The organism is Leptospira idonii, from assembly GCF_004770995.1.
GTDB lineage: Bacteria > Spirochaetota > Leptospiria > Leptospirales > Leptospiraceae > Leptospira_A > Leptospira_A idonii.
Genome location: NZ_RQHW01000033.1, coordinates 15,868 through 32,357, shown reverse-complemented (window position 1 = coordinate 32,357; position 16,490 = coordinate 15,868). Strand labels below are relative to the sequence as shown.

General features: G+C 42.6%; 14 protein-coding genes. 10 read left to right on the top strand and 4 right to left on the bottom strand.

Features of this window, described 5'->3' with window-relative positions:
- Positions 1–6 precede the first annotated feature (6 nt).
- From EHS15_RS09730 to EHS15_RS19450, 9 genes are all read left to right on the top strand, one after another.
- Positions 7–1,350 carry a hypothetical protein gene (locus EHS15_RS09730; protein WP_246052045.1) on the top strand — a complete coding sequence of 448 codons (1,344 nt, stop codon included), beginning with the start codon at positions 7–9 and terminating at the stop codon, positions 1,348–1,350.
- A gap of 112 nt (positions 1,351–1,462) precedes the next feature.
- Positions 1,463–3,220, top strand: a complete 1,758-nt coding sequence (locus EHS15_RS09725; protein ID WP_135760374.1) for a HAMP domain-containing methyl-accepting chemotaxis protein — start codon at positions 1,463–1,465, stop codon at positions 3,218–3,220.
- 14 nt (positions 3,221–3,234) lie between these two features.
- Entirely contained in the window at positions 3,235–3,738 is a 504-nt protein-coding gene (locus tag EHS15_RS09720) for a chemotaxis protein CheW (protein ID WP_135760373.1), read from the top strand.
- Between the two features lie 2 nt (positions 3,739–3,740).
- Positions 3,741–5,594 (top strand): chemotaxis protein CheA, encoded by a 1,854-nt coding sequence (locus EHS15_RS09715; RefSeq protein WP_246052043.1) that lies wholly within the window; start codon positions 3,741–3,743, stop codon positions 5,592–5,594.
- Positions 5,591–6,634, top strand: coding sequence for a protein-glutamate methylesterase/protein-glutamine glutaminase (locus tag EHS15_RS09710; protein ID WP_135760372.1), 1,044 nt, complete (start codon positions 5,591–5,593; stop codon positions 6,632–6,634). Before EHS15_RS09715 ends, EHS15_RS09710 begins: the two co-directional genes overlap by 4 nt.
- Positions 6,631–7,881 (top strand): ATP-binding response regulator, encoded by a 1,251-nt coding sequence (locus EHS15_RS09705; RefSeq protein WP_135760371.1) that lies wholly within the window; start codon positions 6,631–6,633, stop codon positions 7,879–7,881. Before EHS15_RS09710 ends, EHS15_RS09705 begins: the two co-directional genes overlap by 4 nt.
- Positions 7,882–7,892: 11 nt before the next feature.
- Complete coding sequence (locus EHS15_RS09700) at positions 7,893–8,252, top strand: response regulator (protein WP_135760370.1); 360 nt, start codon at positions 7,893–7,895, stop codon at positions 8,250–8,252.
- Positions 8,253–8,306: 54 nt separating this feature from the next.
- The gene (locus EHS15_RS09695; protein ID WP_135760369.1) at positions 8,307–8,666 is read left to right on the top strand and encodes a response regulator; all 360 of its coding nucleotides are present in this window, start codon (positions 8,307–8,309) and stop codon (positions 8,664–8,666) included.
- A gap of 15 nt (positions 8,667–8,681) precedes the next feature.
- On the top strand, positions 8,682–11,156 hold the full coding sequence (locus EHS15_RS19450) for an ATP-binding protein (protein ID WP_135760368.1): 2,475 nt from the start codon (positions 8,682–8,684) through the stop codon (positions 11,154–11,156).
- Here the strand turns inward: EHS15_RS19450 and purM are convergent.
- The 4 genes from purM to EHS15_RS09670 are packed head-to-tail and all read right to left on the bottom strand — an operon-like array spanning position 11,143 to position 15,403.
- Positions 11,143–12,246 (bottom strand): phosphoribosylformylglycinamidine cyclo-ligase, encoded by a 1,104-nt coding sequence (gene purM, locus EHS15_RS09685; RefSeq protein WP_281277625.1) that lies wholly within the window; start codon positions 12,244–12,246, stop codon positions 11,143–11,145. The genes EHS15_RS19450 and purM overlap by 14 nt on opposite strands.
- Positions 12,155–12,958, bottom strand: coding sequence for a glutamate racemase (gene murI / locus EHS15_RS09680; RefSeq protein ID WP_135760366.1), 804 nt, complete (start codon positions 12,956–12,958; stop codon positions 12,155–12,157). The genes purM and murI overlap by 92 nt, the downstream gene beginning before the upstream one ends.
- A gap of 1 nt (position 12,959) precedes the next feature.
- Entirely contained in the window at positions 12,960–14,261 is a 1,302-nt protein-coding gene (locus EHS15_RS09675) for a pyridoxal phosphate-dependent aminotransferase (protein ID WP_135760365.1), read from the bottom strand.
- Between the two features lie 14 nt (positions 14,262–14,275).
- Positions 14,276–15,403: a S1C family serine protease gene (locus tag EHS15_RS09670; protein WP_135760364.1), complete on the bottom strand. Its 1,128-nt coding sequence runs from the start codon at positions 15,401–15,403 to the stop codon at positions 14,276–14,278.
- A gap of 93 nt (positions 15,404–15,496) precedes the next feature.
- Between EHS15_RS09670 and EHS15_RS09665 the strand changes: the two genes are divergently transcribed.
- Positions 15,497–16,489: an aminopeptidase gene (locus tag EHS15_RS09665; protein WP_342775514.1), complete on the top strand. Its 993-nt coding sequence runs from the start codon at positions 15,497–15,499 to the stop codon at positions 16,487–16,489.
- Position 16,490: the final 1 nt, after the last annotated feature.

Below are 16,490 nucleotides of genomic sequence, written 5' to 3'. Positions count from 1 at the left end.
GTCCCGATGCAACAAACAAAAAGAATTCTATTCCTTCTTTCTTTTTGTTTGGTCAACTTTTCTTTATTAGGTGAAGATACTAAGGAAAAACAAGAACCTTCCTCCGATAAAAAGGAGATGATCGTCGAGTTCACTTCCGAAATCGTAACGGACTTTCTTTGGAGAGGAAACTCACTGGCAGGGGAAAGTTTAAAAAGAAGAAACGGCGATTCTTATGAAAGTTTCACTTATGCTCCCGCTTTTCAACCTACGGTAGATTTTTTCTCTCACGATAGAAAATTCCAATTGCAACTCTTCGGAAACTTCCAACTGAACCAAAGAGAAGACAGGGATTCCGACAAACGATTGTTCCAGTCCGGTTCGGGGGGAGTCGGACCCTCTTATTTAGGAGAAGATAAATCGAATTGGGATCCTCACAACCAAGACCTATGCGCACAAACCTTACAATCGGGAGCCATGGGAATGGGAGGAAATTTAGCGGAATGCGGAAGCAGAGTTCCCGGAAAAGATGTAGCCCCCTACAAAGAACCGAACGGGATGAAACGTTCCGACGGACTTTTCGTGGTATTCACATACCATTTCGATGCCACTAAGTTCGGACAATTTTCGGGAGGGATTTGGTTTTATAATACATTTCATAAATCGCCTTCCTTTTTACTTCCTTCCGGAACGCAAACCGCCAACCCCTATGCCGCAGGAGGGACGGGATTCCCTTACGGTCCGAACACAATGAACGCAAACAATAGAAATGCGATCACAAGACTCACCTGGCACGAATACTTCATCGTCTGGAAGCTTCCTTTCTTACGATCTTTGTCTCCGACCCTTTCGTACTTCACACAGTATTCCACGGAAAACGGAGGGTATATGACCGGAAGAAATTACGTTTCCTTCCAAATGAATCACGAATTCAGAAAGGAAAAATTCTTCCGCATTCAACCCTCTGTCAACGTAGGTTATGCGATGGGAAACAATGCATTGGACAATAGAAGCGGGATACAAGACATAACCAGCTCAGTCACATTTCATTTCGGGCAATTTTTCCTAAAAGCAGTCAATATCTACAGACCCGATTTATACCTTTGGGACTCGAACAATTATTATGGTTTCGCAGGAGGAGATCCTGGCAGAGCTTCCTGGAACAGAACGTCGGAAGACGGACTGGTTCCGAATCCAAACAAAATGTATGGACCGGTCAATTCTTATATACTGAACACAATCGATTCTTTTCAGTCAGGAAACCCCGCTTTGGATTCCGTAGCCAAAATTTGGGCCAGGGAAAAGTTCACACTTCAGAAGATTCCCCAGTTTTTGTTTTATTTTAGCATTGGTTATACGGCAACTTTTTAGAGTTTTCCTTAAATAATAAATTGATAAATTAAAATTCCAAATCCCGCCTTCAATGGATTGACATTTTCAAAAATCTATGAATAATCTTGCCATTCTCTTTGGGGACAATGGAATGACCTGGTTCAAAAATTTAAGAATTCGTGCACGTCTGCTGATCGGTTTTTTAGTATCTCTCCTATTTATGCTGCTCATCGGAGGAATCTCCCTTTGGACCACCGATAAAATCCTAGGAACACTTCATTCCGTATATGCGGACAGGGTCGTTCCGATCAGCCAAATCAAGGATGTTTCGGACGCTTACCTCATCGGTATGATCGATGCTGCCAATAAGGCAAAAAGCAAAAAGTTATCCTACGAAGATGCCCTAACTTCCATTCGGGAGTCCGAAGCGAAAGCGGACAGGGTTTGGAAAGAATATCTAGGAACCTACCTGGTGGATGCGGAGAAGGAAGTGATCGCTAAGATGGAAGACGAATTTCCTCCTTTGAAGAAGGGAGTGAAACGTTTGGAAACCCTCCTCATCACAAAAAACGAGGCGGAATTCGATAGATTTGTCGCAGAAGACATGTATCCCATCTTTGAACCGCTCACCAATCATTTGGACCAATTGATTCGCATCCAGCTTGTGGTTGCAAAGGAAGAATATCTCAAATCCGAAGAAGATTACAAAACTTCGATTTATATCTTTTTCACTACGATAGGTGTATCGTTTTTATTCGTTCTTTGGATTGCGTACACAATGTCCGCAGCCATTGCAAACCCGATGAAAGAGATCGTTGCCGCAGCAAAAACGATTGCGATCGGGGACTTGAATGTAAGCCTATCTCAGGATCTTCTGGATCAGGTAGGAAAAAACAAGGAATCGATCGTAAAAAAGAACGAAATTAAAATCCTTGCAGACGCCTTTTCTGAGTTAGTTGACTTTATCAGAGAGAGAGCCAATGTTTTGGAAAGAATCTCCACAAGTGATCTCACTTCTTCCGTTTCCCTGAAATCGGATAAGGATGTTTTAGGAAAAAGTCTCCATCTAATGCTCCGTAATCTTTCCGAAATCGTTGAAAAACTTCATTTTTCCTCCCAAGAAGTGGATATTGGAGCTCAACAATTGACGGATGCCAGCACTTCCCTTTCCGAAGCTGCCAGCGAACAAGCAAGCGCCGTAGAAGAGATTTCAGCCACTTTGACTCAAATCGGTAACAGCTTTTTATCGAATGCTGAAAATGTAGAACGAATGACCCAACTCTCCCAGGTCACCGCAAAACAAGCGGACGAGGGAAATGCAAAGATGCAGGAACTCATCAGCGCCATGCAGGAGATCAGTTCCTCATTCGAACAAATTTCGAAAATCAATAAAGTGATCAACGACATCGCCTTTCAAACCAATATACTTGCGTTAAATGCGGCAGTAGAAGCAGCGAGAGCAGGACAACACGGAAAAGGTTTCGCAGTCGTCGCAGAAGAAGTAAGAAACCTGGCGCAAAAAAGCGCAGGGGCGGCAGATGAAACCACATCTCTTATAGAAACCTCTCTTAAAAAGGTAAAAATAGGAAATCTAGCCACGGAAAAAACGGCGGATGTGCTCGAAAAAATCACTCAGAGTGCGGAAGGCGTAAATAGAATCACAAACGAAATCGCACTTTCCATCAATGAACAAAAATCGGCCGTTCTTCAGATCACTCAAGGAATAGATCAAGTAACAACAGTTACTTCAACAACAGCCGCTTCCGCCGAGGAAGTGGCCGCTTCCAGCGAGACTTTGAAACGTCAGGTGGAGATAATGAGATCCGTCATTTTAGGATTCAAATTGAAGGATACCAAAGAAACTTCTACGGCACTGGTACGAATGGAAAGACATGAGATCGTCCTCTAAAGGCATTTAGAAACATGACTCAATTCGCAAAAACATGGGAAGAAGAGACGAAGGAAGATACGATGGAAAATCTGTATCTTACTTTCTCTTTAGATAACAAAGATTATGCTTTTGAAGTCAGGCATCTGGTGGAGATTCTTGCCCTTCCTCCGATCACTACCATTCCCGGGACGATCAGTTTTTTAAAGGGAGTCATCAACCTAAGAGGGAAGGTGATTCCCGTTTTGGACATGAGGCTTCGTTTTCTGATGGAACCCATCGCCTATCATGACAGAACCTGTGTTTTACTCGTTCAATGGGAAGATCTGGTGATCGGACTGATTGTGGACAAAGTGAACGAAGTTACTCGTATTCTTAAAGACCATATCGATCCCGCTCCCAAAATCGGCGACAGTCTTGCCAGTAGATTCATCACCGCCACGGGAAGGATCGGTGACGAAGTAAAAATCATCATCGATATCACAAAAATCCTATCCGATGATGAAACGACTCTGGCCAAACAAATCCCTCAATCGTAATTATGGAATTGGATAGAAACGATGTATTAGAGTTTCTTGCGGAGGCGAGAGAGTTTTTATCCGCCATTGAAACGGAACTATTGCATTTTGAAAAATTGGCAAACAGTTCCAAAGAAGCGGATCGGGCGACTCTTGACACATTATTCCGCCATTTCCATACGATCAAAGGAAGTTCCGGCTTTTTCGGTCTAAGCGGGGTAGTAAAGATCGCACATGCTGCGGAAAACCTTCTGGATTTTTTGAGAGTTCATCCTGAACTTCAGGATGTAGAAACTTTAGAGCTTCTGATGGAAGCTCATGACATCTTACGAGAGTTAATTGATACAGAGGAAACGAATCCGGGAGACGGAGATCTTCATAATCCCAATCATTGGGACTTTTTAGCGGAATTGAATTCAAAAAACGAATCAGTAAGAAACCAAACTTCCGGAGCTTCCGAAGAGGTAAAACTCACTCAAATCACTGCGGAAGAATTCGGTTTATTTCTCAAACCGGCAGCATCATCTCCGGAAGAGAATGAGGAATTCGGACTGTTTCCTATTCAAACAAAAGAGGAACCGAAAGAAGAAGAGTTCGGATTATTCGCCCCCGCACAAAAAGAAGAACCTGCTCCAATACAACAACCTCTCTCTCAATCCACCACCAAACAGGCGCAAAAGAAAGATCTCAGAATCGACACGGACAAACTGGACAGTCTTTTGGACATCGTAGGAGAAATCGTAATTGCGGAACCGATGGTAACGAACCATCCGGATCTTGCTCATCTAACACTAGATAATTTTCACAAAACAGCTTCCCAGTTGAAAAAACTGGTTCGCAACCTGCAAGAGATCACTCTCAGTCTGCGAATGGTGCCGATTGCGGGAGTGTTCTCTCGAATGGAAAGACTTGTCCGAGACACTTCCAAAAAGACCGGCAAACAAGTTGTTCTTCTGATCTCCGGAGGAGAGACGGAAATCGATAAATCCATCGTGGAAGAAATTTATGATCCTCTCGTTCATATCCTGAGAAATGCGATCGATCACGGATTGGAATCGACGGAAGACAGAAAAGAAGCAGGAAAAGATCCTGTAGGAAAAATCTATCTGGAAGCAATGCAGTCGGGAAAAGAAGTGTGGATTTCCGCTTCCGATGACGGAAAGGGATTGGATCGGGAAAAAATAATCAATAAGGCAGTGAAACAAGGACTCACATCCCATTCTCTTACATCCGAAATGACGGATAAAGAAGTATGGGATTTTTTATTTCAACCCGGCTTTTCTACTGCGAACGAAGTCACCGATCTTTCAGGAAGAGGTGTCGGTCTCGATGTAGTCAGAAAGAATGTTTCCGCGTTGAAAGGTTTCGTAGATGTTCAATCCAGCCCGGGACAAGGAACTACTTTTCTGATCCGAGTTCCTCTCACCTTGGCGATCATCGAAGGAATGGTGATGAAAAAGGGAGACGGTTTTTTCATCATTCCTTCCATCGATATTCGGGAAACTTTTTATATTTCTATTGATCAATTCAGCGAACTATATAAAAATAATAGAATGTTCCCATATAGAAATACGATGATACCTATAGCCGACTTAGATCTGTTATTTGGAAACGATTCGTCTCTGGGAAGTCCCGATTCTCCCAAGGAGACCTACGTAATCGTTGCTGAATATGAAGATAAAAAACTGGGAATCGTTTTCGATCAAATTTTAGGGAATCAATCCATCGTCATCAAACCGATTTCTCCCGTTTTCAAAAATATAAACGGTCTTGCCGGATGCACCATACTGGGGAACGGACAAGCAGGTCTGATTTTGGACGTAAGAAAACTCATCTCTATTTATTTCCACCAACAGGATGCAAGGAACTTTGTATGAAAAAAAACAAAGTTCTGATCGTAGACGATCAAAAATCAGTTCGATCCATGATCCGCCGCTGGGTGGAGTCGGATCCTCGCTGGGAAGTGGCGGCAGAAGCCAGTCAGCCTTTCGAAGCAAGAGACCGCATCCTAGATACGAAACCGGACGTAATGACTTTGGACGTACACATGCCGGGGATGGACGGGATCGAGTTCTTAAAAAAACTTCTACCTCAATATCCTATGCCGGTCATTATGTTCAGTTCCCATACGACTGAAGGTGCGGATACAACCTTAGAAGCGTTAGATGCTGGCGCTTTCGATTTTATATCTAAACCGACGGGAAGTCCGGAGAGTTTGGAAGAAACCAAAACGGCCCTCATCGAAAAACTGAATGCAGCCCTCAGCTTTAACGTTAACTTTCATAAAACGAAGACATATATTTCTCCTCCCCTTCCCTCCAAAACGGAAACGAAGAATATATATAAGAGAAAATTACTAGTGATCGGTTCCTCTACGGGAGGGACATACGCACTCAGAACGGTTCTTTCTCATTTCGAATCCGGCATGCCTCCTACTCTGATCGCACAACACATGCCGGAAAACTTCACGACACTATTTGCCAAAAGACTGAAAAACGAATTGGGGTTGAACGTAAAAGAGGCGAAAGACAAAGAAATTATGGAGCCTGGTTCGATCTTTATTGCGCCGGGAAACTATCATTTGGCAGTTCAAAAAATAGGCAAAGACCTATATACGAAACTTTTACAAACGGAAAAAGTCAACGGCCACAGACCTTCCGTGGACGTTTTGTTCGATTCCGTAGTAGAACAAAGATTATCCGATCAAACGGTAGCGACGATACTGACCGGTATGGGAGGAGACGGTGCGAAAGCACTCCTTCACCTCAAAGAAAAAGGAGCCGTCACCATAGGACAGAACGAAGACAGTTGTGTGGTTTACGGAATGCCCAAGGTCGCTTTCGAACTAGGAGCGGTTTCCCACCAATTGCCTTTGGACAAAATCGGCGAAAAAATAAAGGCGCTGGCACAAACATGATTCCTCACATTCTTATTTTCGATCCTTCCAGAGAAAGAGCGGAAATCGTTCTGCGTCATATAGAAGAACTCAACTATACCGGAGAACATATCTCCGAAGCAGATGATCTCTGGAAGATGTTCTCCCAAGAAAGATTTCAAATCCTGATCATCGACTGCGAAGTTTTGGGAAAGGATAAAACCAATATTCTGGAGACAATTCAAAAGAATCATTCGGATCTTTTGGTGATTCTCAAATCGGAAAAACAAAGCTGGGATCAAGTCGCAAAGTATCTCAATCAACATAAAGCCTACGACTATCTGGAAGAAATCACCAGCAAAGATAAATTCAAACTTACCATCGATCGTGCGTTCGACTACGGACAATTGAAACGAAAGACGGAAGTGATCCAGGAAGGAGAAAATCTATTATATAAAAAAATGATAGAAATCTTCGATTGGAAAAAAGCGCTTACGGAAAAAGATTCCGAAAACATAGCGAGCGATTTGATCCACCAAATGAATATTAGTTTATTTCAAGGAAGTGGGATAGGAACCTTGATGAGCGTAGTCAGCGTATTACTCACTAAATCAAAATTTGATGAAGCAAGCTCCACCTATACGATTCCTAAGAACCTTTATGATTTGATTCGGGAAAATTACGAATCCGCCAAAGGGATGTTCGACAGTATGTCCATCTCCCAAAACGTAATCGACGACAGTTTTGAAATCGAAGAGCTGCATCCAATTTCCGTTCTCTCCCAAATCATGGAAGAAGAAGTCAGACAACTGGAAGAAGCGGCTTCTCTGAGGAATCAAAAAATTTCAATGAGCGGAGTTCCTGGTGGAACATCAGGAAACCAAATTCGATTGCATCCTGGAAAAATGAGACATGCAGTGAGAGAAGTTCTGATCAACGCTCTTAAATATTCCAGAGAGAAAGATACAATCTACCTGATCTTCTTCGTAAAAGAGAATTTTCTGGAACTCAAGGTAGTCAATCCAGCCTATGAAAATCCCGACCAAACTATCGGAGTTTCCGGCAAACACGAGCACCTTGTGTTCGAACCCTTTTATAGAATCTCTTCCGTAATGGACGACAGTTATGTCCAATACGAACAATTCCGATTCGGCTTAGGTCTGCCTCTTGTCAAAAAAATAATAGAACAACACAAAGCGAACGTTCAGATTTACACAATTGAAAACAACATTCGACCCAATAAAAGTAAGGATGTCTGCCTAACCATCAGACTTCCTATTCAAAAATAAGGATATAAACTATGGCTAAAATACTTACAGTGGACGATGCACCAGCAGTTCTTAAAATTCTAAATTTGGTATTAACGACGGAAGGACACGAAGTTACTTCTGCTAGCAACGGAATGGAAGCATTGAATAAACTGGAAAACGACAAGTTTGACATAGGGATTTTCGACGTAAATATGCCCGGGATGACAGGGATCGAACTGACAGGGAAAGTCCTAGCCTCACCTAACGGAAAAGGTATGAAAATCGTGATGCTCACTACGGAATCCAGCGATGAGATGAAGAAAAAAGGACAAGATGCAGGGGCGGTCGGCTGGCTGGTAAAACCGTTCGCAAACGAATCTCTTCTCAAATTAATTTCGCACCTGGTCTGAAAATGAGTCGTATGATCCGAAAAGAAATGAAAAGATAATTTTTAGGCAAAGACGATGGCAAAAATTTTAATCGTAGACGATGCCCCCATTGTTTTGAAAATCCTCCGCTTGGTTCTTTCTACGGAAGGTCATGAAGTGGATGCTGCAGCAAACGGCAAAGAAGCACTTCTGAAACTGGAATCCAATGTTTATAATATTGCGATTTTCGACGTAAATATGCCGGATATCTCAGGGATCGAACTTACTAAAAAAGCGCTCTCTTCACCTAACGGAAAAAATTTGAAAGTAGTGATCTTGTCCACCGAGACTAGCCCTGAAATGAGAGACAAAGGGAAGGATGCGGGCGCCATAGGCTGGCTTCACAAGCCGTTTGAAAACGAAGCTCTTATCAATTTAATTCAGAGCCTACTTTAATCGCAGGGAGGTCCAGTGTCAGCGGATATCCAATCATTCTTATTCGGCTGGATGATCGCCTTTAATTTCATATTAGCGGTAATCTTATTTTACTTAGGGAAGAAAAAAGACTTCAACTTAGGACTTTCCTCTCTCTCACTCGCTTTCTTCATTCTGGCGGTAAAGTATCTTTTTCTCGCCTTAAAACCTGCGTTAGACAACAATCTATTGAATTTCATTTCGGAAACATTCACTATCTCCGCAGGATATTTCGTATTCAACGGAGCGTTTCGAGTAGACCGAAGAAGAACTCCTTTTCTCAAACTAGGCATCGTTCTATTTTTAGCATTCTCCTCCACATTCATATTATTTTTGTTAAATCAGGAAACTTCTTATATTGCGATTCCCAGCTCGATCTTAATCGCCGCAAGTTTTGCATTTTTCGGATGGGGAGCCATACAAAGAAAAGATCTTCCCAAAAGCATCACTGCCATCATCGCAAGCATCTCCTGGTTCATCGCTCTTCATAGAATTTTCTATCCTTTCTTGATACGAATCGAATGGTATAAAAATCTAGGAATCGCCATACCGATCACATTAATGTTCGTATTCGGAATCACTATGATCGTTGCCGCTTTGCTTCTGCAGCAACGCAAACTGGAAGAAGCGAATGAGGAACTCAACTCACTTCAAAAGAAAATGAGAGCGCTACATACCAGGCTACTCATCATGAACAACCAGGTTCCCGCTTTGATTTACAGCATAGAACTGAATCCCGTCCCTCGTTTTATTTATTTGAATCATAGGTTGGAAGAACTTACGGGATACAGCATCATAGAATTTTATACGGATCCGGAAATACTCTCTAAAATCTCCGTTCCGGAAGACATCAAACAAATCTCCGACTTTCTTTCCGGGCAAACCCCAATACTTCTTCGATGGAAAAACAAAGAAGGAAAAACATTATGGATCGAACATTATACAAGCATTAGTTACGACCTAGAAGGAAACCCTCTTACGTTAGACGGAGTCGCAATGGATGTGACGAATACGAAGACGGCGGAAGGTTATTTGGAGGAGGAGAAAAATCTAAATATAGCGGTCTTCGACAATGCAGCTAGCATTTTGGTCATCACATCCGAAACGGGAGTGATCGAAAATTTCAATTACGCCGCAGAAAATCTAATGGGGATCTCCCGCAAAGACGCAATCGGCAAATTCATCTACGACATTATGCTTCTGGATACGGATAGAAAAACACTCCAGGAAGTGATAGAAGATATTTCAGATTTCAGAAAGATAGCGGACAGCATCATCTTAAGATGCATTTCCAAAGACAATCAAATTCGATTTTTAGAATGGAGGATAGGAACCATTGCTGCGGAAAACGATCAGGTCAAAAAAATCATTTGGATCGGAATTGACCAAACACAGAAAAGAAAGGCAGAAATCGAACTCAGAGACTTGAACAAGTCCCTGGAAAACAAAGTCTTGGAAAGAACCTTGGAACTTCAAAACAGCAACGAAGAATTAAACCAGACTTTGGCGGCACTGAGAGAAACTCAGGAAAAACTAATTCAATCCGAAAAACTAGCTTCCTTAGGACAACTCATCTCCGGTTTGTCTCACGAGATCAACAACCCCATCGGAGCCATCAAAGCCTCTACGGAAACTCTATCCAGCGAATGGCACGACGATTACAATTCACAAGCACGATCCAAAATCGAAGATAAAATTCTCCGACTTACAAATCTTCCTTATCCGGAACTGGGGCTTACAACAGGTCTTGCGAACAGAAAATTGAGGAAGGAACTCAATCAAAAACTCCAAGAAACAGATATTAAACTATCGGATAAATATTCCGAATTACTCACAGACTCTGGGATCAGTGAAATCGATGAAGATGCCGTTCGACTCATTCAAAGCTGCGACTCCGAGGAAGATTTCGCACAGTTGAGAAAAATTTTGGTGATGAATCGTTCCATCAATCACATTATGTATGCGATCAAACGTCTTTCCAGAATCACCTATGCTCTGAAAAACTTCGCAGGGATGCAATCGAACACTTCTTTAAGTTTACACAGCCTGGAAGACACGATCCATTCTGCCATCGCACTTTATAAAGAACATTTTGTACGAAACATCAGACTGATAACGGATTTTCAATTCGATGGAAGAATCCATTGTAATCCGGCGGACCTCACCCAGATGTGGTCTCATTTCATTTGGAACAGCATCCAAGCCATGCAGCACAAAGGAGAGATTGAAATCACAACGACCGCTGTGGAAAAGTTCGCAGAAGTAGCCATTATAGACAATGGTCCAGGAATCGCACCCGAAAACCAATCGAAGGTATTTCAGCCTTTTTTCTCCACCAAAGATGCAGGTGACGGTCTAGGATTAGGACTTTATTTGATTCAAGAGATCGTAAAAAGACATTCCGGGAACATTCATTTCGAATCCTCCCCGGGGAAAACAAAATTCGTCCTCAGATTCCCTATCGGATATTGATTTGTCCGCTTGTATCTACTACACCGATCCGTTTTGCAGATTCACCTAACTTTGTCAATTCGGCAATAACCGAATCCGTATCGTTCGAAGAAACGACCAAGACATACCCTACTCCCATATTGAAGGTAGAGAACATATCTTCCGTTTTCAATCCGTGATCTTTTTTGATTTTTTCGAATACAAAAGATTCGGGAAGATCGGGAAGAGAAATGGAAGCTCCCATACCTTTAGGAAGCACTCTGGGAATGTTTTCGTAAAATCCTCCCCCGGTGATATGAACCATTCCTTTGGCGGGGAATTTTTGGATCAGGCTGAGGATGGATTTTACGTAAATTTTAGTAGGAACAAAAACATGGTTTTTAATGAAATCGAGTTCAGAAGAATTCGTAGGAAGTTTTCCCTCTTTCATAAGAAGTCTGCGGATGAGAGAGAAACCGTTGCTATGTGGTCCTGAGGAAGAAAGACCGATCACAGTATCGCCCGGTTGAATCGTCTTTCCGTCGATCATTTTCGACTTTTCCACGGCTCCTACTACGAAACCGGCCAAATCGTATTCATCTTCTTCCATCACACCAGGGTGTTCCGCAGTTTCTCCGCCTACCAAAGAACAGTCGGCTTGTTTGCATCCTTCTACGATTCCCGAGACGATTTGATCCATTTTTTGCACATTCAATTTACCGCAAGCGATGTAGTCTTGGAAAAAAAGAGGCTGTCCTCCGTTCACCAAAATATCGTTCACACACATAGCGACCAAGTCGATTCCGACAGTATTGTGAATGTCCAATTGTCTTGCTAACTCAAGTTTTGTGCCTACTCCGTCCGTTCCGGAAAGAAGGATCGGTTGGGAATAATTTTTTAAAAAACTAACATCGTAACATGCGGCAAATCCGCCGAGACCGCCCAGAACATTCGAGTTGTGAGTGCTGGCCACATTTTGTTTGATTCTTTGAACAAACTCCTGTCCTTTTTCGGTATCGACTCCCGCTTGTTTATAAGAATTAGACATTAATTTTTCCTGTAATTGTATTCGTAAGAGATAGAGTATGAGAAGCGCTGAAACTTTTGGCGATTCGATTCGCCAAATGCACATAATCGGAAATATGAGTGTTTAAAAGTATATCCAGATTGTTTTTTCCGGAACCTGGAATTTGAAGAGCATTTTTGATATGCAAAGAAGTTCCTAAATTGCCGTCATAAACCTTAACGTCAGGATATACATAATTGATTCTTTCTTTTAAAAAAACATAATGAGTGCAGCCTAACACGAAAACATTCGTTTTAGAGATCACGGTTTTGATTTTGGCATCCAGAAAATCCCAAGCATCCTCCCAAACGTCCTCATCAATGAGTTTGGCAAGACCTTCACAGGGAACGAAAATAAACTCGTTTTTTGCTCCCATAGATTCCAAAAGGTTTTTGAACTTTTCTTCCTTTAAGGTAAGTTCGGTGGCAAAAATGGCGATAGGACGATCGGGATGGTCCAAAGAAGCGGGCTTTACCGCAGGCTCCATTCCGAAAATAGGAATGCTGTGAGTTTGTCGAAGCAGATTGGCCGCCGCCGAAGTGGCAGTGTTACACGCAAACAGAACTGCGTCACAGTTCTGCTCCAAAAGATACTGAAAAGCGTTCTGAGAAAACTCCAACACTTCTTTTTTCGATTTTCTGCCGTAGGGAGCGTTGATTAAATCCGCAAAATAGATATAATCTACGTCCCCTGTTTCCTTCCAAAGGGAACGAAGAACGGAAAGACCACCTAGTCCAGAATCAAACAATCCGATTCTGTGTCGGCTTACACCATTCATCTTACGACCTTAGATATTCCTTGATCGAATCGGCAAGAGTTTTGTATATCCAATCGAACTTTGTTTCGTCTTCCTCTAGTAAGGTGACCCGGAATCCGTTCAGATCACAGCAAAATGAACTCAAAGGAACCACGCAGATCCCCGCACTGGCCAAAAGGTGAAGGACGAATCTTCGATCCAATGCCGCCTTACCAAGTAAAGGTGAAACATATTCCTCCACCTGAGTGTTTGCAAAAGGAAGTTTCATGTTATCCTTCAAAACTCCTTCATCGAAAAGCACAGTCAGATAAAAAGCTCCCTTCGGCTGCGCAACAGTCACTCCAGGAATTCCGGAAAGAGCTTTGGTGGCTTTCTCCGCTCTTTTTTTGAACTTTTCATTTCTGAATTTCAGATGAGGCAAAAATTCAGGATGAGAATACACTCTAGGAATGGAAAGCTGAGGAAGAGTGGTAGAACAAACTTCCAACATCTTAGCATCTAACAAGGATTTAATGTAACGATCGAAGACCGGATCGTTTTTACGGTTGAATATCTCCAACCATCCGCAACGAGCCCCCGGCCAAGGGAATTCCTTGGAAATGGAACGAAGAGCAAATCCGCAAACTTTATCTCCGATCACCTCGGAAAGATGGATCGAACCCCATTCGGAATAATTGACATGAGCGTACGTTTCGTCACAGATCAAAATGGTATCGTATTTTTCGCAGATCTTTACGATTTCTCGGATCACTTCCTTAGGATAGACTGCTCCCGTAGGATTGTCGGGATTGATCAGAAGAATCCCCGCGATTGAATCGTTGTATTTTACCTTGTTTTCGATATCTTCCAGGTCCGGCATCCAATCGTTTTTAGGATTCAATTGATAAGTAAGATGTTCGTAACCGGAATGCGCCGCCTCTGCGGAAGATAACGTAGAATAGGCGGGAGAAGGCCCGAGCACTCGGGCTTCTCGTCTCATAAATCCGAAAATTTTCGCGACTGCATCTCCCAAACCGTTGAAGAAAAGAATATCTTCGTGAGTGATTTGGGCGCCGCCTCTTTCGTTGACTTTCGAGGCCAAAAACTTGCGGGTTCCTTCATCGCCTTGTGTGGCGGTATAACCCCAAGATTTGTTTTCGTTCACCAATCCGACTACGATTTCTTTCATCCAATCGGGGATGGATTCTCCTTTTTGAATCGGGTCGCCAATGTTTTCCCAAGTGATGGAAACACCTAACGCCTGAATGTTTTTTGCCAAGGCAACGATCTGACGGATCTCATAGATCAGTGCATCGGCACCTGAATGAACTATATTTCTTCTCATGATGGTTTAAAAATCTACTGCCCTTTACGGTAGGAAGCTTCCACCAAAGGCACGGATAATTCCATCTCTTGGGTATCCCGTAATATCTTCAACCGTAAGACTCCTCCCAAACCGACAAGCCCGACTTGTTCCCTCAAATCGTTGATATTTTTTACCAAGAGCCCGTTGGCGCCTTTGATAAAATCGTATCTGCGAAGCCCTGCTCTTTCTGCGGAAGAGGAAGGTTCGATGTCGTAAACAAGGACTCCGATCGTATCTTTGGGAATGCCCAGAGATTTTCTATGATCTGGAAGAGGAGTGGTCGCCATAACTCCCAAAGTGGCAGGGCGGATATTTTGACCTACATTCTGTTCGATCTGTCTCAATACTTTTTTGGCATAATTGATGGGGATGGCAAAACCGATTCCTGAACTGGAGCCGGAGGCGGAACGGATCATTCGATTGATTCCCACAACTTCTCCGTAAATATTCAAGAGAGGTCCTCCACTCGAACCAGGATTGATGGCTGTGTCCGTCTGGATGTGGGTTTGTCCTGTTTCGTCCAGATCTTCTCTGGATTTGGCAGATACCACGCCCACTGTGAAAGTTTTTTCCAAACCGTAAGGAGAGCCTACTGCGATGGCCCAATCTCCCACTTCGATCTCGTCCGAATTTCCCAAAAATGCGGGACTAAAACGGTCGTTACTCGGTATTTTGAGGAGAGCAATGTCTGCTCTTTCATGACTTCCCACATAACGTGCGGGGAAAATGCGACCATCCGGCATGATGATTTCTATGATTTCAGCGTTTTTGATTACATGATAATTTGTGACTACGAATCCCCTTTCATCTATGATAAACCCGCTGCCAAGAGAGGAGATTCTTTCATCTCTGGTTTCTCCGAATGCGTAAGGATGGAAGATCATTTCCGTTTTTTTGGTACGAATGGAAACAACGAATTCCTGAGCCACTCTGTACACATTGCGGAAACTTCCCTGCAATTGAATGGCCTGGCTTTGTTTGCCCGCAGAAATGGGTTTAGGGGTGGCAAAAATTTTCGTTACTGAGGAACGAATTTCAGGGAAAAAAATAGCAACCAATAGTACAAAAACCAATGCAAAGTTAATGTAGACGACTGGTGGAATGGAGTATTTTCTTTCCATACAATGCCAACTTCTCCTCCACGATTGCCGATTCCTTTCGTTTGTCGAATCAAAAAGAAAATGCTTTTTTCTATGGTTTTATGGATGGTTTTTATGCCTCATTTACAATGCGTACCCTACCTGTTTCATCTGGGCAAAGAACAGGCTCATATCCTTCTAGGACGGGAAAAAATCGAAAAAGTCTTGGCCGAAAAAAAATTGGAACCAAAATTTCTGGAAAAACTGAAACTCATCCAGGAAGCCAGAGAATACGCCATCTCAAAACTAGGGTTAAATGAAAAAGGAGGATTCGTATACTACACGCATCTGGACAGAGACGAAATCGGATGGAATGTGAGCGCCTCCCAAACTTTGGCATTCGAATCCTACACATGGTGGTTTCCTATCGCAGGCACCGTTCCTTACAAAGGTTATTTCGATAAAAAACTCGCCCAGGAATTGGAAACTTCGCTGAAAGAAGAAGGTTACGATACAAGGATTCGAGTGATAGGAGGTTATTCCACCTTAGGCTGGTTCTCCGATCCTGTTCTGTCACCGCAGCTCTCCTGGAAAGAACACAGGTTGGTAGGATTAGTGTTTCATGAATTGGCTCATGCCACCGCTTATCTTCCCGGGGATAGCGACCTCAACGAATCTTACGCCAGTTTTGTGGAAGAAAAAGGAATGGAAATTTATTACCTTGAAAAAGAAGGTAAGGCGAGTAAAAGCCTGGAAGATGCGAAAAAGGACAAAGCGTACAGACAAAAAACCCTTCAATTATTAAGTCGTTATGCGAAGAAACTAGAATCTTTGTATGCGTCAGTACTCGGCAAAGAGGAAAAACTAAATCAAAAAAGAAATATCATTTCCGAATTCAAAAGGGAAGTGATCGAACAAAATCTAGTTCCGAAAGAGAAAGCGGAAGAGTTTCAAAAAAAAGAATGGAACAACGAAGACTTTTTAGGAGTGCTTCGTTATCATTCCGGGGAGAATTCTTTCGAAAAACTATTCAAGGAATCGGGAGAAAACTTTCCCAAATTCCATGAGTCGGTCAGAAAACTATTTCAGCTTTCTGACCGGGAAAGAAAAGATTTCTTAAAAAACTGAC